The 18,049-nt window shown below is 70.1% G+C and carries 20 protein-coding genes; 12 read left to right on the forward strand and 8 right to left on the reverse strand.

All coding sequences use genetic code 11. The features are described from left to right. Positions 1 to 80: 80 nt before the first annotated feature. Entirely contained in the window at positions 81 to 644 is a 564-nt protein-coding gene (locus tag HJC40_RS21615) for an NADPH-dependent FMN reductase (protein ID WP_250003089.1), read from the reverse strand. Between the two features lie 131 nt (positions 645 to 775). Here HJC40_RS21615 and HJC40_RS21620 point away from each other — a divergent pair, with 131 nt between their 5' ends. The 3 genes from HJC40_RS21620 to HJC40_RS21630 are packed head-to-tail and all read left to right on the forward strand — an operon-like array spanning position 776 to position 2,352. Then, positions 776 to 1,264 carry a MarR family winged helix-turn-helix transcriptional regulator gene (locus HJC40_RS21620; protein WP_250003090.1) on the forward strand — a complete coding sequence of 163 codons (489 nt, stop codon included), beginning with the start codon at positions 776 to 778 and terminating at the stop codon, positions 1,262 to 1,264. Beyond that, positions 1,261 to 1,713, forward strand: a complete 453-nt coding sequence (locus tag HJC40_RS21625; protein ID WP_250003091.1) for a GNAT family N-acetyltransferase — start codon at positions 1,261 to 1,263, stop codon at positions 1,711 to 1,713. Before HJC40_RS21620 ends, HJC40_RS21625 begins: the two co-directional genes overlap by 4 nt. A gap of 60 nt (positions 1,714 to 1,773) precedes the next feature. Next, entirely contained in the window at positions 1,774 to 2,352 is a 579-nt protein-coding gene (locus HJC40_RS21630) for a Uma2 family endonuclease (RefSeq protein ID WP_250003092.1), read from the forward strand. A gap of 98 nt (positions 2,353 to 2,450) precedes the next feature. On the opposite strand, the gene HJC40_RS45390 is transcribed toward HJC40_RS21630, so the two are convergent. The 5 genes from HJC40_RS45390 to HJC40_RS21650 form a co-directional block, all read right to left on the reverse strand. Next, positions 2,451 to 2,579, reverse strand: a complete 129-nt coding sequence (locus HJC40_RS45390) for a hypothetical protein (RefSeq protein WP_284043527.1) — start codon at positions 2,577 to 2,579, stop codon at positions 2,451 to 2,453. Positions 2,580 to 2,927: 348 nt separating this feature from the next. Beyond that, positions 2,928 to 3,368, reverse strand: a complete 441-nt coding sequence (locus HJC40_RS21635) for a type II toxin-antitoxin system VapC family toxin (RefSeq protein ID WP_250003093.1) — start codon at positions 3,366 to 3,368, stop codon at positions 2,928 to 2,930. Position 3,369: 1 nt separating this feature from the next. Then, complete coding sequence (locus HJC40_RS21640) at positions 3,370 to 4,188, reverse strand: hypothetical protein (protein ID WP_250003094.1); 819 nt, start codon at positions 4,186 to 4,188, stop codon at positions 3,370 to 3,372. Positions 4,189 to 4,409: 221 nt separating this feature from the next. Continuing rightward, complete coding sequence (ychF, locus tag HJC40_RS21645; RefSeq protein ID WP_250003095.1) at positions 4,410 to 5,495, reverse strand: redox-regulated ATPase YchF; 1,086 nt, start codon at positions 5,493 to 5,495, stop codon at positions 4,410 to 4,412. A gap of 22 nt (positions 5,496 to 5,517) precedes the next feature. Next, positions 5,518 to 6,291: an alpha/beta fold hydrolase gene (locus HJC40_RS21650; protein ID WP_250003096.1), complete on the reverse strand. Its 774-nt coding sequence runs from the start codon at positions 6,289 to 6,291 to the stop codon at positions 5,518 to 5,520. Between the two features lie 109 nt (positions 6,292 to 6,400). Between HJC40_RS21650 and HJC40_RS21655 the strand changes: the two genes are divergently transcribed. The 6 genes from HJC40_RS21655 to HJC40_RS21680 all read left to right on the forward strand — a co-directional run bounded on the left by HJC40_RS21655 (position 6,401) and on the right by HJC40_RS21680 (position 13,529). Further along, positions 6,401 to 7,819: a DNA-3-methyladenine glycosylase 2 family protein gene (locus HJC40_RS21655; protein ID WP_250003097.1), complete on the forward strand. Its 1,419-nt coding sequence runs from the start codon at positions 6,401 to 6,403 to the stop codon at positions 7,817 to 7,819. A 76-nt stretch (positions 7,820 to 7,895) separates the two neighbouring features. After that, a complete protein-coding gene (locus HJC40_RS21660; protein ID WP_250003098.1) occupies positions 7,896 to 8,411 on the forward strand; it encodes a methylated-DNA--[protein]-cysteine S-methyltransferase in 516 nt (171 codons plus the stop codon). Between the two features lie 21 nt (positions 8,412 to 8,432). Then, the gene (locus HJC40_RS21665) at positions 8,433 to 9,368 is read left to right on the forward strand and encodes a LysR family transcriptional regulator (RefSeq protein WP_250003099.1); all 936 of its coding nucleotides are present in this window, start codon (positions 8,433 to 8,435) and stop codon (positions 9,366 to 9,368) included. A 100-nt stretch (positions 9,369 to 9,468) separates the two neighbouring features. Continuing rightward, positions 9,469 to 10,206 carry an SDR family oxidoreductase gene (locus tag HJC40_RS21670; protein ID WP_250003100.1) on the forward strand — a complete coding sequence of 246 codons (738 nt, stop codon included), beginning with the start codon at positions 9,469 to 9,471 and terminating at the stop codon, positions 10,204 to 10,206. Between the two features lie 105 nt (positions 10,207 to 10,311). Beyond that, positions 10,312 to 12,849: a valine--tRNA ligase gene (gene valS, locus HJC40_RS21675; RefSeq protein ID WP_250003101.1), complete on the forward strand. Its 2,538-nt coding sequence runs from the start codon at positions 10,312 to 10,314 to the stop codon at positions 12,847 to 12,849. A 110-nt stretch (positions 12,850 to 12,959) separates the two neighbouring features. Continuing rightward, positions 12,960 to 13,529, forward strand: a complete 570-nt coding sequence (locus HJC40_RS21680; RefSeq protein ID WP_250003102.1) for a hypothetical protein — start codon at positions 12,960 to 12,962, stop codon at positions 13,527 to 13,529. Positions 13,530 to 13,559: 30 nt separating this feature from the next. Here the strand turns inward: HJC40_RS21680 and HJC40_RS21685 are convergent, their stop codons facing one another. Continuing rightward, the gene (locus tag HJC40_RS21685; protein ID WP_250003103.1) at positions 13,560 to 14,321 is read right to left on the reverse strand and encodes a hypothetical protein; all 762 of its coding nucleotides are present in this window, start codon (positions 14,319 to 14,321) and stop codon (positions 13,560 to 13,562) included. A 54-nt stretch (positions 14,322 to 14,375) separates the two neighbouring features. On the opposite strand from HJC40_RS21685, the gene HJC40_RS21690 reads away from it, so the two are divergent. Next, the gene (locus tag HJC40_RS21690; RefSeq protein ID WP_250003104.1) at positions 14,376 to 15,518 is read left to right on the forward strand and encodes a DNA recombination protein RmuC; all 1,143 of its coding nucleotides are present in this window, start codon (positions 14,376 to 14,378) and stop codon (positions 15,516 to 15,518) included. 89 nt (positions 15,519 to 15,607) lie between these two features. Here HJC40_RS21690 and HJC40_RS21695 read toward each other — a convergent pair whose 3' ends face one another. After that, a complete protein-coding gene (locus HJC40_RS21695; protein WP_250003105.1) occupies positions 15,608 to 16,618 on the reverse strand; it encodes a 4-hydroxy-3-methylbut-2-enyl diphosphate reductase in 1,011 nt (336 codons plus the stop codon). Positions 16,619 to 16,755: 137 nt separating this feature from the next. Between HJC40_RS21695 and HJC40_RS21700 the strand changes: the two genes are divergently transcribed. Beyond that, positions 16,756 to 17,307, forward strand: coding sequence for a hypothetical protein (locus HJC40_RS21700; protein WP_250003106.1), 552 nt, complete (start codon positions 16,756 to 16,758; stop codon positions 17,305 to 17,307). Between the two features lie 89 nt (positions 17,308 to 17,396). Then, positions 17,397 to 18,005, forward strand: coding sequence for a hypothetical protein (locus tag HJC40_RS21705; protein ID WP_250003107.1), 609 nt, complete (start codon positions 17,397 to 17,399; stop codon positions 18,003 to 18,005). Positions 18,006 to 18,049 lie beyond the last annotated feature (44 nt).

Raw genomic sequence — 18,049 nt, forward strand, 5'->3', positions numbered from 1 at the left:
TTTGCACCTAAGCATTGTGCGGCGCGAGGCCCCGGACGCCAACATCCGGGGCCTCGTGGCGTTTTTGATCAGTTGCTGCCTCAGGCGGCCTGACGGATCGGCTCGAGGGCCTTGCTCCAGGTCACGGTCTGGTCGAGAACCGTGGTGAGAGCCTGCTCCTGGCGCTCGCTGGGCAGGAACGTGCTCCAGTTCTCGAAGTCGGTCGCGAGCGACAGCAGGACCTGGGCGCGCACGTCGGCCATCATGAGCTCGCCGGCGATCAGCCGCAGGTGCTCGACCGCGCGGGCGCCACCGACCGCGCCGTAGCCGACGAAACCGACGGCCTTGTTGTTCCACTCCTTGAACAGGAAGTCGATCGCGTTCTTCAGCGCGCCCGAGGTGGAGTGGTTGTACTCCGGGGTCACGAAGATGAAGCCGTCGAAGGAGTCGATCTTCTTGGCCCACTCGATGGTGTGCGGCTTGCTGTACTGGCCCATCGACGGCGGGATCGCCTCGTCGAGGTGGGGCAGGTTGTAGTCGAGTAGGTCGACGAGCTCGAACTCGGCATCGTCGCGCTTGGCGGCGACGTCGAGAACCCACTTGGCCACGGCCTCGCCGTTACGGCCCGGGCGGGTGCTGCCGAGAATAATTCCGATCTTGGTCATTGCGTTTTCCTCGCCTGCGCTGGTGGTGTGCTCTCGCGCCGTGGTAACCCATTGCGCTGTCGGTGCGTCCTTGCGCCTTAACTTGCTACGTCAAGCAACTATTCCTGCGACGCGGGCCTACGATCAACCCCATGTCCGCCACATCACCCGAACCGGTCCTCCCGCCGGACCTCACCGCGCTCTCCGCTAAGGAAGAAGCGGTCATGCGGGCGCTCGGCCGGATCCTGCTCGTGCTGCCACGGGCGATGAACGCCGACCTGGAGACCGAGCAACGCATGACGCTGAGCGAATACAGCGTTCTGCGGCACTTGTCCGAGTCCCCCCACGGTCGCATGCGCATGAGCGAGCTCGCACAGAGTTGCGACATGTCGCTCAGCGGCATGACCCGGCTGGCCGCCAAGCTCGAGTCCCTCGGCTACCTCAACCGGGTCAAGTGCGAGCAGGACGCCCGCGGCTGGAACGCCGTGCTGACCGCGGACGGCCTGGCCCGGCTGCGCCAGGCCTGGGTCACCCACCTGTCCAGCGTCCGCCGCCACATCTTCGACCACCTGGGCCAGATCGACCTGGAAGACCTGGCCACCGCCCTGAACAAGATGGCCACCGACTCGGACCTGCGATGACCACCATCGAGCAACGCTCCTGGGACGACCCGGCCGGCGCCGCCCTGCGAGCCGCCCAGCGGGCCGAGCTGGACGAGCGCTACGGCAGCGACGACCACGAGCCCGGCGCCGCCCCCTCGGCGGCCGACATCGACCTGTTCCTGGTCGCCCTCGGCCCCGACGGCGCCGCCCTGGGCTGCGGGGCCCTACGCCGCCTGGACGACCGAAGCGCCGAGATCAAGCGCATGTACGTCCTGCCCGACCTCCGCGGCAAGGGCATCGCCACGGCCGTGCTGCGGGCGCTGGAGTCAGCCGCCGTCACCCGCGGCTGGACGACCCTGCGCCTGGAGACCGGCACTGAGCAGCCGGAAGCGATCCGCTTCTACGAGCGCGAGGGTTACCGGGAGATCCCTCTCTACGGCCCGTACGTGGGGTCGGAGATCTCACGCTGCTACGAGCGCACCCTCTAGACATACGAGACAGAAACGACGCCCAGGACGACGCCGTTACCCCGGTATTACCGTGATGACATGACTGCGGTGCCCGAGTGGATACGACCGCCTCGGCCCGAAGGCTGGTACTCCGAGGACCTCGACGAGCTTGCCGAAGCACCCCGCCACACCGAACTGATCGACGGAGCGCTCGTCTTCGTGCCTCCCCAGCGGGTCTGGCACGCCCGGATGATCACCGCTCTGGTGAACGCGTTGACGACCCAGGCGCCGGAAGGCATCGAGGTCGACCGGGAGATTACGATCCGGCTCGACAGGTGGAACCGGCCCGAGCCTGATCTCCTGGCCACGACGGCGCCCTACGACCCGTCCCGCACGTTCTACCTGCCCGAAGAGACCCTTCTGGTCGTGGAGGTGGTCTCACCGGAGTCGGCCCACCGTGACCGCGACGTCAAAGTTCGCAAGTACGCGGAGGCCGGCATCGCGAACTACTGGCGCGTCGAGGAAGCGGACGGATCACCGGTGGTCCACGCCTACGAACTGGACGGACCCACCCGGTCGTACGTGCCGACCGGAATCCACCGACGCGAGCTCCGCACTACTACCCCATTTCCGATCGAGCTCGACCTCGATGGCCTCGTGCCCGGCCGCAAGAGCTAGTTTCGGCCGGCGATCGCGCAGCAGACTCACCACCCACTCATCGCCAGCGAGCAGCTTGGCCAGCCCCTGGCTGTCGAGGACCGGCGTCCCTTCATGGATCAGCCTGCAGCGGGCCATTCGCCCTCGTCGGCAGATACCTCGTCGAAGACCTGCCGCGCCTGCTGACGAGCGCGCTCCGAGACCAGCCCCTTGCGGCTCTCGTAATCGGCCAGATACTCATCGAGCACCTGCCGCGTAACTCCTGCTCGACCGCATCGGCGATCAACGCGGAGAACTCACGCTTGCGCACCCGTGCGCGGATAACCTCCATCGTTCCCTCGGGCATCGACAGAGTCACCCGCGTCGCCAGCCCTTCCCCAATGTTGTACACCGCGTCGCCCACCAACCCAGTGTGTCAAACGAATAGGAAAACGCCACCGCGTCATTGCGAACCGGCACAGCATCGCGTGACTCAGCAGAGCAGGTCAGAAGTTGAATCGGAACTTCATCGCGTCGCATGATGCTGTAGCCTATTGACTGAAAGCCAAACAGATAGGCATCCGCCTGCATAATTCCCAGGCAGGTCTCGATCGTTCCTAGATCAACGTCGGATCGCCAAGCTCGTAAGGCTCATCGATCCAGACACCCTCGATGCTTCGGGGACCTTTGAAGCCCTTGTCTGACGTCATCATCACATCAGCCGGATACTCAAGAGCGCTTGCGAGATGGATCGCGTCATAGTTCTTCAGTCCGTAGGCGTGTGCACAGCGCCGGGCGCGAACGGCTACACCGCGTGAGAGTTCTACCCTCAGAAGATTTGGGCTGTCGAGCAGGCGAACGCATTCATCGTCAAGGTCTTGAGGGTACGGGTCCCTCAGGCTCCATCCACGAACCTCGACGTACGCCAGCATGCTGATGAGCACGGTCAGCTTCTTGGCGTCGGCGAGTCGGAGAGCTTCTGCGATAGGCTCGTGACCCGGACTTTTGGTAACAACAGTAATAAGAGCGTTGGACTCAAGGTAGACCGACTTGGGCATCTTAGGACGCACCGCGAATGTCCTCCAGATGCTCCCCTGGCGCCCGATCGCCGGCCATGTCCAAACTTAATCCGGATAGTGCAACAGCCGGCGCATCGGCCGCATCCGGCAACAGTTCGATTCTGCGCATCCGTACCGTAAGAACTGTGTCCTCGATGTCTCTGACAATGAGTCCAGAAACCTCGACACGCCTACCCCAGGCTGCTTTCAACTCATCAACCTGGCCGACCTCGAATCGAACAGCCACCCGAGGGCCGTTTCGCTCAGGCCACAGGCCGGCCTCGCGTCGATCATGAAGCGACAGACTGTCGAGACGACCGATGACGGAGCCGATGGACTCCCTCCTCGTCTTGAGAGTGGCGCTCAGATTTTCAGCGGAACGATGAGTGACCGTGACGGCGCGGACCGGGTGATCGTCTCTCAAGAGTTGGATCTGCATACCATCGGACGAGATCAGGCCGAGCAGCCGGGTCAAGTCGGCAGCTGTTCGCGCGGACCGGATGTCCCACCCTTCGGGCAGACCCTCGTGCTCCTCCGCCTGCGCGAAGCCGTCAACGGCACTGGCCAGCACGCCGGAGAGCGTCTTCGACGTTGCTCCTCGCCTGGGCATATTCGGTGCCAGCGTGGTGACGATGCTCCCCAAGCTGAGCTCCGTAAGACCCCAACTGGTCCGATCGTCCGCTCGACCAGACTGCTTATTGAGGGCCTTGTCCTCCAGCTCTCCAAGCAGCTCAAGAATCTGCCCCATGACGGTGAAGGCGCGACGCGCATCACCCGAGCCCTCCGGCCCGGGCAGGATCACACGAAGACCGTCCCCCACCGCACCACCTTCGCACACTCAATCTGCCCAGGGGAACAGCAACTCAACCGAAGCCAAGCGGTGCTTGGTTTCGAGCCCGTCCCGACGCGCACGCGGGTATCTCTACTCGATCGCCGAAGCCTGCGACTGGGACAGGCGGTGCGCCCTCATCAATGATGAACGCTGCGACGTCCGTTCGCGCACTGGCTGGAACGTGGCGAAACTGCGGAGATCAAGTTGACTCAGACGTTGAAGCGGAACTCGACCACGTCGCCGTCCTTCATGGTGTAGTCCTTGCCTTCCATGCGGACCTTGCCGGCGGCCTTGGCGGCGGACATCGAGCCGGCGGCCATCAGGTCGTCGTAGCTGACGATCTCGGCCTTGATGAAGCCTCGCTGGAAGTCGCTGTGGATGACGCCGGCGGCCTCGGGGGCGGTCGCGCCGACCGGGATCACCCAGGCGCGCGCCTCCTTCGGGCCGGCGGTCAGGTAGGTCTGCAGGCCCAGGGTGTCGAAGCCGACGCGGATCAGCTGGTTGAGGCCGGGTTCGGTCTGGCCGGTCGACTCGAGCAGCTCCTGGGCCTCGTCCGGCGGCAGGTCGATCAGCTCGGACTCGATCTTCGCGTCCATGAAGACGGCCTCGGCCGGGGCGACCAGGGCGCGCAGCTCGTCGAGGAACGCGGCATTGTTCAGCTCGGCCTCGTCCACATTGAAGACGTAGAGGAACGGCTTGGTCGTCAGCAGGTGCAGCTCGCCCAGCAGGTCGACGTCGATGCCCGCGGCCTTGGCGCCGGCGTGCAGCGTGACGCCGTCGTTGAGCAGCTTGAAGGCGGCCTCGGCGGCAGCCACGGCGGGTGCGCGGTCCTTCTTGAGCTTCGCTTCCTTCTGCAGGCGGGGCAGCGCCTTCTCCACCGTCTGCAGGTCGGCCAGGATCAGCTCGGTGTTGATCGTCTCGATGTCGTCGGCCGGCGAGACCTTGCCGTCGACGTGCAGCACGTTGGGGTCGCTGAACGCGCGGACGACCTGGCAGATCGCCGAGGCGTCGCGGATGTTGGCGAGGAACGCGTTGCCGCGGCCCTGGCCCTTGGAGGCGCCGCGGACCAGGCCGGCGATGTCGACGAAGCTCACCGGGGCCGGGATGGTCTTCTCGCTGTCGAACAGCTCGGCGAGTTTCTCCAGCCGCTCGTCGGGCAGCCCGACCACGCCGACGTTCGGCTCGATCGTCGCGAACGGGTAGTTCGCGGCGAGCACGTCGTTCTTGGTCAGGGCGTTGAACAGGGTGCTCTTGCCGACGTTCGGCAGGCCGACGATTCCGATGGTGAGGCTCACGGAACGTTAGTCTACGCAGCGGCTACCGGAAGAACTTCCGCAGTTCCGCCGCGACCCGTTCGGGCTTGCCGCTGTTGTCGGCCGCGACGTGGCCGACACCGTCGAGCGTGACCCGCCGCACCCGGGGCAACACCGGTTCCAAGCCGTTCAGAACCCCTTTCAGGTACGCCGGGGAGCGCTCGCCTCCGAGCAGGAGCGTTTCCGCGGTGACCGCCGCGTACCGGCTCAAGGGCCCGCTCGCCTGGTCGACCACGGCCGCGTCGTGCCGCATCGTCGGCACCAGCGCCCGGACCCCCGGGTCGGATCGCATCCACAGCCGGACGAACGGGGTCAGCGCGGCCCTCGGGACGTACCGGAGATCGCCGGTGCCCTTGGAGACCGTGATCATGGCCGCGGCCGTCCGCCCGGCGGCCAGTTCCTTTTCGTAGCGCGGCAGCCACGCCACCGGGTCGAAGCCGGCGATGCGCAGGGGCGGCTCGTAGAGCGCGAGCCGTTCGACGCGCGGCGACTCGAGAGCGCCGTGCAGCGCGACGACCGCGCCCGAGCTCAGCCCGAAGACGTTGCCGGCGCCGGTCTCGTCGATCATCGCGGCCAGGTCGTCGACCTCGGATCGCAGGCTGTGGCCGGGGTGGTCCCGGCGGCGGTCCAGGACGTACACGGTAAACGTGCCGGCCAGCGCGGCGGCCAGCCGGGTGAGGTTGGCCGAGGTCTGCATCCCGCCGTGCAGCAGCACGACCTTGGGACCGCCGGAACCGAAGGTGCGATAGCGCAGGTGGGTCGCTGTCATCGTGTCCATGCGTCAACCGTAGTTGACATCATCGCCGCCGTCAACCACAGTTGACACGTGATGGCGATGTCCGAATCCCGCCAGCCACGACCGCACCCGGGAGAGCAGACTCGACCGCATGGAACTGGACTTCGAGCGGTGCTACCGGGCCGTGGACAGCCGGGACCAGCGTTTCGACGGCTGGTTCTGCACCGCCGTGACCAGCACGGGCATCTACTGCCGCCCGTCGTGCCGGGCGATGACCCCGAAACGGGAGAACGTCCGCTTCTATCCGGGCGCGGCCGCCGCCCAGCGCGCCGGCTTCCGGGCCTGCAAGCGCTGCCGGCCGGACGCCGCGCCCGGCTCGCCCGAGTGGGACGTGCGAGCCGACCTGGTCGGGCGCGCGATGAGGCTGATCGGCGACGGCGTGGTCGACCGGGAAGGCGTGCCCGGTCTGGCGAGCCGGTTGGGCTACACCGAACGGCACCTCAACCGGCTGCTCACCGCCGAACTCGGCGCCGGCCCGCTGGCCCTGGCTCGCGCGCAGCGGGCGCAGACCGCGCGCATCCTCATCGAGACCACCGACCTGGGCCTGGCCGAGATCGCGTTCGCCGCCGGTTTCGGCAGCGTGCGGCAGTTCAACGACACGATCCTCGAGGTCTACGCCCAGGCGCCGAGCGGGCTGCGCGAGCGCCGGCCGGTCGCGCCGGCCGAGGCGGGCACGATCACCCTCCGGCTCGCCTACCGGTCGCCGCTGCACGTCCCGGCGCTGCTCGATTTCCTCGGGACGCGGGCGCTGCCGGGTGTCGAGGAGCGCGACGGGAACACGTACCGCCGGGGGCTGACCCTGCCGCACGGGAGCGCGACCGTCTCGCTCACCCCGGCCGACCGCTGGGTCTCGGCGACGCTGCGGCTGAGCGACGTGCGCGATCTCGCGCCGGCCGTCGCCCGCTGCCGCCGGCTCTTCGACCTCGACGCCGACCCGGAGGCCGTCGACGCGACGCTCGGCGCGGACCCCGCGCTGGGGCCCCGGGTGCGCTCCGAGCCGGGCGTACGGGTGCCGCGCGCGGTGGACGGCTTCGAGATGGCGGTGCGGGCGACAGTCGGCCAGCAGGTCAGTGTCCCGGCCGCGCGCACGACGCTGACCCGGCTGATTCGCCCCTTCCTGCGGGACGGCGGTCTCGTCGGCTTCCCGTCGGCGGCCGAGATCGCCGACCTGCCGGACAGCGCGTTCGGCATGCCGACGGCGCGCCGCGAGACGATCCGCCGGCTGGCCGGCGCGGTCGCCGACGGGAAGATCGATCTGGAGCCCGGCGCCGACCGCGAGGAGACGCTGGCCCGCCTGACCGACCTTCCCGGGATAGGCCTGTGGACAGCCGGCTACGTCGCGATGCGCGCGATCGGCGATCCGGACGTCTTCCTGGCGACCGATCTGGCCGCTCGCCGCGGCGCCCGCGCCCTGGGCCTGCCCGACCAGGTCAAAACCCTTTCCGCGTACGCCGAAAGGTGGCGGCCGTGGCGAAGCTACGCCCTCGTCCGGCTCTGGCGCGCGGCGTAGTCGTCCACAGCCCACCAAGATCTTTCCCACGGCGGCCCGGTCCGGGCCAGGCTGTGTCGCAACCCTGGAGGACGCGATGTTGAAATACCGAACCCTGGAGACCACGACCGGCCCGTTCACCGTCGTCGTGAGTGACACGGGTGCCGTCCGCGCCGCCGGCTTCACCACCGAGGTCGGCGAGCTCACCGAGCTGATCCATCCCAGCCTGCGCGAGCCGGCCACCCGAGCCGACGACGTGGGCCCGGTCACCGGGCACGTGCGGTCCTATTTCGACGGTGACCGGGCCGCGCTCGACGCCGTCGTCGTCGAGCAGCACAGCGGCGGCGACTATCTGCGCCACGCCTGGCAGGTCATGCGCGAGATCAAGCCCGGCTCGCCGGTGACCTATTCGGAGTTCGCGCGGCTCAGCGGCCGACCGGCGGCTATCAGGGCCGCGGCCACCGCGTGCGCCCGCAACCCGGTCGCGCTGTTCACCCCGTGCCACCGCGTGCTGCGGCTCGACGGGTCGCTCGGCGGCTATCGCTGGGGCCTGCCGGTCAAGCACTTCCTGCTCGATCACGAGGCGTCGGCCGATCCCGGCGTGCTGCGATGACCTGTGTGCTGCGATGAACCGGTGGAGTTACGCGAGATGCGGGTGTTCGTGGCCGTCGTCGAGGAGGGCAGCCTCTCCGGCGCGGCCCGCCGGCTCCGGCTGAGCCAACCGGCGGTGTCCCAGGTCGTCGCGGCAGTCGAGCGTGAGCTGGACCAGCCGCTGCTAATCCGGGCCAGCACCGGCGTGCGACCGACGACGGCCGGTGAGGTGCTGGCCGCGGAGGCGCGGGCCGTGCTGGCGCGGTACGAGCAGGCGATGGCCGCGGTCGTCCGCCCGGAGGGTGAGCCACCGGTGCTGCACCTGGGCCTGCCGCTCGAGGTGCGGATGGAGGTGCTGGCCGGAGCCCTCGCCGAGCTGGCGAGCGCCCGCCCGGCCGGCCGGGTCGAGGCCCATCACCTGTCGACCAGCGCCCAGGTGGCCGCCCTGCGCTCCGGCCGGCTCGACCTCGGCCTGCTCCGCGAGCGTCCCGACGGTGACGACCTCGACGCGATGCAGGTCGGCGCCGAACCGCTCGGCGTGCTGCTCGCCAGCCGTGTCGCCGACGAGCTCGCCACCCCCGATGCCGACGGGCGGATCGGCGCCCTCCGACTGGACAGGCTGGCCGGGCTGGAGTGGTTGAGTTTCCGGCGGGCCGACAGCCCGGCCTGGTTCGACGAGATCGTGGCGGTGCTGCGCAGCCACGGTCTGCGACCGCGGCCCCAACCGGAGGGCAGCCAGTCGCTCATTCCCGAGGTCAAACTGACCGCGGTGCTGAGCGGCGGAGTGTTCTCGCTGGCTCCGCCCGACTGGCCGCAGCCGCTGCCCGACGGGGTCGTCTGGCGGCCGCTGGCCGGCAACCCCCTGGTCCGCCGCACGTGGGCCACCTGGCCGGCCGACTCGCGGCGTCGTGACCTCGGGTTCCTGATCGCGGCGCTCGACCGGGCCGATCCAAGCGAAAGCGATGGCACCCATAAGTAAAGGCCTACAACCCGGTAGGAAGTGGACACCAGGTCGCGCGGTTGCACCGGGCGGACCGAGCGCCCTCCGCGCTCGGCCGATCGACAGACAGGTGCGCATCGTGAAGCAGGAAATGTCCGCCACCACCACCTTGGTCACCGGCGCCACCAGCGGCATCGGGCGGGCCACGGCGATCCGGCTGGCCGAGCTGGGCAGTCACGTCGTCCTCTCGGGCCGCGACCGGGAGCGGGGCGAGGCCGCGGTCGCGCAGATCCGGGACGCGGGCGGCCGGGCCGACTTCCTCGTGGCCGATCTGCGCGACGAGAACGGCGCCCGGCGACTGGCTCGGGAAGCGATCCGACTCGGCGGCAAGGTCGACATCCTGGTCAACAACGCCGGGGTCTACCCGTTCGCGGCGACCCACGAGGTCACCGGCGAGCAGTACGACGCCGTCTATGACATCAACGTCCGGGTGCCGTTCTTCCTCGTCGCCGAACTGGCGCCGGCGATGGCCGAGCGCGGCGACGGGGCGATCGTCAACGTGAGCACGATGGTGGCCGGGTTCGGCATGCCGGGGGCCGCCCTCTACGGCTCGAGCAAGGCCGCCGTCGTGCTGCTGACCAAGGCCTGGGCGGCCGAGTACGGTCCGGCCGGCGTCCGGGTCAACGCGGTCAGCCCCGGCCCGACCCTGACCGAGGGCGCCGTCGGCTTCGCTGGGTCGCTGGCCGGCACCCTGCCCGCCGGCCGGGCGGCCGACCCCCGCGAGATCGCCGACGCCATCGCCTTCCTGATCAGCGATCGGGCGTCCTTCGTGCACGGTGCCGTGCTGCCGGTCGACGGCGGCCGCCTGGCTGTGTGACCGGCGTCGCGGGGCTGTGTGACCGGCGTCGCGAGGCTGTGTGACCGGCGTCGCGGGACCGTTTATCGGCGGCTCCACGCCGCGGTTCGCCGTACCATCCTGCACATGACTGATACGGGAACGACCGGGCGCGCCGGTCTGCCCGAGCGGCCGTCGCTCGACGGCCTCGAGGACAAATGGGCGCGCACCTGGCAGGAGGAGGGCACGTACGCGTTCGACCGCTCGAAGGAGCGGGCGGACGTATACGCGATCGACACCCCTCCGCCGACCGTATCGGGCGAGCTGCACATGGGGCACGTCTTCTCGTACACGCACACCGACACGGTCGCGCGGTTCCAGCGCATGCGCGGCCGGACGGTCTTCTACCCGATGGGCTGGGACGACAACGGCCTGCCGACCGAGCGACGGGTCCAGAACGTCTACGGGGTCCGCTGTGATCCGGCACTGCCGTACGACCCGCAGTGGGAGCCGCCGGCCACGGCGCCGAAGCAGGCCATCGCGATCTCCCGGCGCAACTTCGTCGAGCTGTGCGGCCGGCTGACGGCCGAGGACGAGAAGGTGTTCGAGACGCTGTGGCGGCGGCTCGGGCTCTCGGTCGACTGGAGCCTGCAGTACACGACGATCGGGCGGCGGTCGCAGGCCGTCTCGCAGCGCGCCTTCCTCAGCAACCTGGCCCGCGGCGAGGCCTACACGGCCGAGGCGCCGACGCTGTGGGACATCGGGTTCCGCACCGCGGTCGCGCAGGCCGAGCTGGAGGACCGGGAACGCCCCGGCGCCTACCACCGGCTGCGGTTCCACGGGCCGGACGGCCCGGTCGAGGTCGACACCACCCGGCCCGAGCTGTTGCCGGCGTGCGTGGCCCTGGTCCACCACCCGGGCGACGAGCGCTACGAGGGTCTGACCAGCGTCCGTACGCCCTACTTCGACGTCGAGGTCCCGGTCCGGGCTCACCCGATGGCCGCGGCCGACAAGGGCACCGGCATCGCGATGGTGTGCACCTTCGGCGACCTCACCGACGTCACCTGGTGGCGCGACCTGCAGCTCGAGACGCGCGTGGTGCTCGGGCGTGACGGCCGTTTCCTGCCCGACCGCCCGGCCGGGGTCTCCGACGCGGCCTACCGCGACTTCGCCGGCCTGACCGTCAACGCCGCCCGGCGCGAGATCGTCCGCATCCTCACCGAGACCGGTGACCTGCTGGGCGAACCGAAGCCGATCACGCACCCGGTCAAGTTCTACGAGCGGGGCGACTCGCCGCTCGAGATCGTCACCAGCCGGCAGTGGTTCATCCGCAACGGGGGCCGCGAGCCCGAGCTGCGCGAGCGGCTGATCGCCCGGGGACGCGAGCTGCGATGGTTCCCCGACCACATGCGGCACCGCTTCGAGCACTGGGTCAACGGGCTGACCGGCGACTGGCTGGTGAGCCGGCAGCGGTTCTTCGGCGTGCCTCTCCCGGTGTGGTACCGGCTCGACGACGCTGGCGAACCGGACTACGACAAGCTTCTCATACCGGATGAATCGTCGTTGCCGGTCGACCCGTCCTCGGAGTGCCCGCCCGGCTTCGACGAGTCCCAGCGGGACGTCCCGGGCGGCTTCATGGCCGACCCCGACGTCATGGACACCTGGGCGACGTCGTCGCTGACCCCGCAGATCGTCGGCGGCTGGCACGGCGACGACGACCTCTTCAGCCGGGTCTACCCGATGGACCTGCGCCCGCAGGGGCAGGAGATCATCCGGACCTGGCTGTTCTCCACCGTCCTGCGGGCCGACCTCGAGAGCGACGTGCTGCCCTGGAAGACGGCAGTCCTCTCGGGCTGGATCCTCGACCCCGACCGCAAGAAGATGTCGAAGTCCAAGGGCAACGTCGTCACCCCGATGGATCTGCTGGTGCAGAACGGGTCCGACGCCGTCCGGTACTGGGCGGCGAACGGGCGGCCCGGCGCCGACCTGGCCTTCGACCCGGCCCAGATCAAGGTCGGCCGCCGGCTGGCGACCAAGATCCTCAACGCGTCCAAGTTCGCCCTCGGGCTGGGCGCGGCCGACGCGTTGCGGCAACCGGTCACCGAGCCGCTCGACCAGGCGATGCTGGCCCGGCTCGCGACCGTCGTGACGGCGGCGACCGAGGCGTTCGACCGCTACGACCACACCGATGCGCTGCAGGCGACCGAGGCCTTCTTCTGGACGTTCTGCGACGACTACATCGAGCTGGTCAAGGAACGGGCGTACGCGTCCGGGCCGGGGGCCGACTCGGCGCGGGCGGCGCTGGCCGCCGGGCTGTCGGTGCTGCTGCGGTTGTTCGCGCCGTTCGTGCCCTATGTCACCGAGGAGGTCTGGTCGTGGTGGCGGTACGGGTCGGTGCACCAGGCGACCTGGCCGACGCCCTACGAGCTGACCCGGGTCGCCGGCGAAGGTGACGCGGGCCTGCTCGATCTGGCCGGCGAGGCGCTGCGCCAGGTCCGGCGGGCGAAATCCGAGCGGAAACTGTCGATGAAGGCCGAGGTGCCGCTGGCCGAGGCGCTCGGCCCGGCCGAGATGCTGGAGCGGCTCGCCCTGGTCGAGAGCGACCTCAAGGCGGCCGGCCGCATCGCCAAGCTCGACGCCCTGCCCGGCCGCACCACGGAGCTGGTCATCGCCTGCGCCTTCTGACCGCGCCGATCGGCGCCGGCTCCCTCGCGGAGCCGGCGTCGGCCCGGGCTTTCGGTTGCGGCTCCGGGAAATCGCCGGAGCGGGGGCCGCCGGCAGGGCAGCATGAAGGCATGTCGATCGCGCCCGAGCAGGTCGAGGCGCCCGCCCGCGACGCCGTGCTGTTCAAGTCGTCGCCGGTGCGGACGTTCCTCGCGCTCTTTCTGCTGTTGATGGTGTCGTTCGCCGTGGTCTCGCCGGTCGTCGCGTTCCTGGGCGAGGGCGGAGCCGGCAACCGGTGGTGGCAGACCGCGGCGCAGGCGTCGGTGGTCGCCGCGCTCGCCTCGGGCGCCTACGCCTACTCGACCCGGGGCTCTCTGCGCACGTGGGTGCGGGTCTCCTCGGCCGGGCTGGAACTGGCCGCCCAGGAAAGCGACCCGGTCATGCTCGCCTGGGCCGACATCAAGCACGTGACCGTACGCCGGGACGGCTTCAAGAATTTGCTCGAGGTCACCCCGGTCGACATGGACCGAGTCCACCCCGTGCAGGGCGAGGAAGTGGGACCGCCTCCGCTGGCCGAGACGCCGGACGGGCAGTCGTTCACCGCCGACCTCAGCGAGGTCTGGCCCAGCCCCCGGCGCCTCCGCCGGGAACTGGCCAAGCACCTCCCGGCCGACGACGAACCCGCAGCGGGAGCGAGCTAGAACGCCCCGGAACCGCTGCGGGCCGGCCGGCTAGAAGTCGAAGTCGCCGCCGCCCCAGCCGCCACCCATGTCGCCGCCGACATCTCCGCCGCCGAAGTCACCGGCGCCCTGGTCGCCACCCGCGTCACCGCCGAAGTCCTGCGCGGCGTCGGCGTAGCCGTCGGAGAAGCCGTCGCCGTAGCCCATGTCACCGAAGCCGGGCGACAGCAGAGCGTCGAAGATCAGCATGCCGCCGAGGACGCCCGCGCCGGCACCCAGGGCCGTCTTCCAGACCGGCGTCGAATACCAGCCGGAAGGCACCGGACGACCCTGCACGCGGCCGCCGGGGTAGTAGTAGGGCGTTTCGGGACCGGGCTGCGGGCCGGCCTTGTAGTGCTGACCCTGCACGCTGACCTCGCGCTCCCTGGTCAGCTGGCCGGCGCCCTGGGCCGAGGCGAGGGCGGGCAGGTCGGGACCCGGGTCGATGCCCATCGCGACCCGCGCGGCCCGCACATACTGCAGGCCCTCCAGCGCCGACTCGCGGGCCAGCTCGTACTGCCGGACGGTGTTGGCCTGCTGCAGCTGACCGCCGGCCGCGTTGTAGCGCTCACCCGCGTCGGAAAGCGCCTGCCGGGCGGCCTCGTCGTTGCCGTGCAGGTTCATCAGCTGGCCGCCGAGGCGCTCGTACCACCGCTGGGCCTCGGCCCGCGCGTCCTCGAGTCGCGTCTGCTGTGACGCCGCGCCGCTGCGCCGGGCCAGGATTATCACGAGAAGGACGATGATGACGATGCCCAATATCAGCAACACGCTCATGTTTCAACGGTACCCTCGCGAGTCTCGGATCCCCGGTCTGGCAACCTCCGGTATGTGACTGTTTCGACGCTGCTCGTGGTGCTCGTCTGCCTCGCCGTCGGGGGCGCCCTCGGGTGGCTCGCCGCGCGACTGCGGGCGGCCGCCGACATCGCCCGGCTCGAGGCGACCGTGCAGGCCCGCGCGGACGGGGAGGAACGCCTGGAACAGTCGCTCCGCTCCTTGTCGTACGAGTCCACGGCCCAATCGCAGGAGGCGGTGGCCCGGGCGGTGGCGCCGCTGCACGAGACGCTGCGCCGCTACGAGGAAAGGGTCACTGAGCTGGAGCGGGAGCGCATCGACGCGTACGCCGAGCTGCGCGAGCAGGTGCGCGCGATGGCCACGGTGTCGGGCGAGCTGCGGACCGAGACCAAGCAGCTGGTCGCCGCCCTGCGCACGCCGCAGACCCGGGGCCGCTGGGGCGAGCATCAGCTGCGCCGCATCGTCGAAGCGGCCGGCCTGCTCGAACACTGTGACTTCGCTGAGCAGGTCACGGCGGCAACCGACAATTCCGGCGTACGCCCCGATCTCGTCGTACGTCTGCACGGCGGCCGCAGTGTCGTCGTCGACGCCAAGGCGCCCCTGGAGGCGTACCTGTCGGCGCTGGAGGCCCGCGACGAGCGCAGCCGCGACGGATTCCTCGACCAGCACGCCCGTCATCTGCGCTCACACATCGACGCGCTGGCGGCCAAGCAGTACTGGACCGCCTTCGAGTCGGCGCCCGACTTCGTGGTGCTCTTCATGCCGGCCGACCCGTTCCTCGACGTCGCCCTGCGCCATGACCCGACGCTGATGGAACACGCCTTCCGCCGCAACGTGGTGCTGGCCACCCCGGCCACGCTCATCGCGCTGCTGCGGACGGTGGCGTTCTCCTGGCGGCAGGAGGAGCTGGCCCGCAACGCGGTCGAGGTGCACAGCGTCGCCCGCGAGCTCTACGCCCGGCTGTCGACCCTCGGCGACCACGTCGGCAAGCTCGGCGCCTCCCTCGGCGGCGCCGTCACCGCGTACAACAAGGCAGTCGGTTCCCTGGAAGCCCGCGTGCTGGTCAGCGCCCGAAAACTGGCCGAGATGGGCGTCTCCGACGACGACATCCCCACCCCAGTCCAGCTCGAGGTAGCCCCCCGCCAGCCCCAGGCCCCCGAACTGCTGGAACCCCGCTGACCCCCGCCGCAATCGCCCCGCTGATGAGCGGGGAGTCGATTTCGCGTCGCCGCCGGGTTTGCGGTGCCGTGAAATTGGCTGCCCGCTCATCAGCCCCGAAGGGGCGATTGCTCGCGGAGCGGAGCGGAGCCATTAAGCACAGCTGCTGCGGCTTTCATGTCTCTCCGCAGCTCTTGGGGTAGGGAGAAGGTGAGGCGCTCGTCGGCGGTGGTGAACTCGGTGACCTCGCCGAAGCCGCGCGTGGCCAGGTGGCCCAGCACCTCCATGACCAGTTCCTCGGGGACGCTGGCGCCGGACGAGACGCCGACCGTGGTCGCGCCCTCGAGCCACTCGTCCTGGATCTCGGACGCGTAGTCGACCAGGTGGCCGGAGCGGGCGCCGGCGTCCACCGCCACCTCGACGAGGCGGACGGAGTTGGACGAGTTGGTCGAGCCGACGACGATCACCACGTCGCACTCGGGGGCGATCTCCTTGACCACGTGCTGGCGGTTCTGCGTGGCGTAGCAGATGTCGTCGCTCGGGGGCGACTGCAGCAGCGGCAGCCGGGTCTTGAGCCGGGCCACCGTCTCCATCGTCTCGTCGACCGACAGCGTGGTCTGCGACAGCCACACGACCTTGGCCGGGTCGCGCACGACGACCTGGTCGACCGCGTCGGGGCCGTCGACGAGCTGGATGTGCTGGGGAGCCTCGCCGGACGTGCCGACGACCTCCTCGTGGCCCTCGTGACCGATGAGCAGGATGTCGTAGTCGTCGGCGGCGAACCGCTTGGCCTCGTGGTGGACCTTGGTGACCAGCGGGCAGGTCGCGTCGATGGCCTTGAGGTTGCGGGCCCGGGCCTGCTCGTGCACCTCGGGGGCGACACCGTGGGCCGAGAAGACGACGGTCGAGCCCTCGGGCACCTCCTCGTTCTCCTCCACGAAGATCGCGCCGCGGGCCTCGAGCGTGTTGACCACGTGTTTGTTGTGCACGATCTGCTTGCGCACATAGACCGGGGCGCCGTAGAGCTTCAGCGCTTCCTCGACGGTCTGCACCGCGCGGTCGACGCCCGCGCAGTAGCCGCGCGGCTTGGCCAGCAGGACACGCTTCCGAGGTTCGCTCACCCGGCCATGGTACGTGGCGGCGTCCCGGCAACGCCCGGTCGCGCACAGTGCCGTTGTCCACAGGCGGGCGCCGGCCACCGGCCGGTCCGCCCGGCCGAGGGCTCGACCACGGAGGCTCCGGCCGGGATACTCGTCGGGTGCTCGATGAGGGTCAACGGGATGTGGCGCAGCCGGTCGCAGTGGCCGGTCCGGCGCCGGGGTGGGCCGTCACCGGGCGGGCGCTGCGCTTCGTCCTCGGCGCGTTGTCGCTGGTCGGCGGGCTGACCTGGATTCTGCTCAACCTGCACGTGGCGACGGCGGCGCTGGACGCGGCGATCGGCACGGTGCTCGCCGCCGGCGGCCTGGTGCTGCTCATGCCCCACCGCATCCGGCTGCCCCGGCTGGTCACCGCCGTGGTGATGACCGGATCGGCGCTGGGCGGCACCGCGGCCGGCCTGATCGTCGAGAAGTCCCGCCGGTGCTGCGAGTTCGCGTACGTGTCGGAACGGGGCTGGCCTTTCCAGTGGATCCACCGGGGCGGGTTCGCCGACGACCCGGAGACGGCGTTCCGGCTGGCGCGGTCGGCCGGCTGGAGCATCGACGTCGTCTCGCTGGCCGTCGACCTGCTTGTCTGGTCGTACGCCGGTCTCCTGCTGGTGGTCATCGCCGTCGTTATCGGCCGCCGCCGGACCGGTTCGTCGCGGGCCTGACCGATCGGGTTCGTCGCGGGCCTGACCGATCGGGGCGGAAGAAGGCGAATCGCCGGTGATGTGATGGTTTTGCCGAGATACTCGGACGCATGCCTGCGGCTGTGGAGGACGACGAACCCGGTTTTCTCGCGTCGGCGGGAGCGACCTTCCGGCTGATCGTGGGATGGGCCTGCGTCGCGCTCGGGCTGCTCGACCTGGCGATGGGCCTGAACGACGTCTCCTATGTCGTCTTCCACGTGGTGCTGCTGATCACCGGGCTGCTCCTGCTGGGCGCGGGCCGGATCGGGAGCCGGCTGTCCGGCCTCGCCTGGGCGGCGGGTGGGCTGGTCGCGGTGCTGGGGCTGGTGGGCAGCACGATCCCGTCGCTGGCCGTGGCCTGCTGTTCGCGCGACTACGCCGTACGGCACGGCTTCCCGTTCACGATGCTGGCCCGCGATCCCGGCGACTGGCGTACCGACCCGTTCCGTTCCGTCGCCGACGTGCTCTTCTGGCTGTGCGCCGGGTTGATCGCCATGGCCGTCGTCGCCTGGCTCCGTCCGGCTCGCCCCGAGCCCCGCCGGGCGGACGCGTCGCCGGTGGGCAACCCGCCGGGCCACGCCGAGAAGCGCGCCTACGACCAGGGAGCGTCGGTGCGACCGTCGCCCGGCCCCGACCCGAGCCGCGGCGACAGCGCCGAGGACCGCACCCTCCGGCAATAGCCCTCGTCGGCGCGGCCGTCGGGCGGCAGCGGAAATGTCGGAGG

It is taken from the genome of Actinoplanes sp. M2I2 (genome assembly GCF_023544445.1).
Lineage (GTDB): Bacteria > Actinomycetota > Actinomycetes > Mycobacteriales > Micromonosporaceae > Actinoplanes.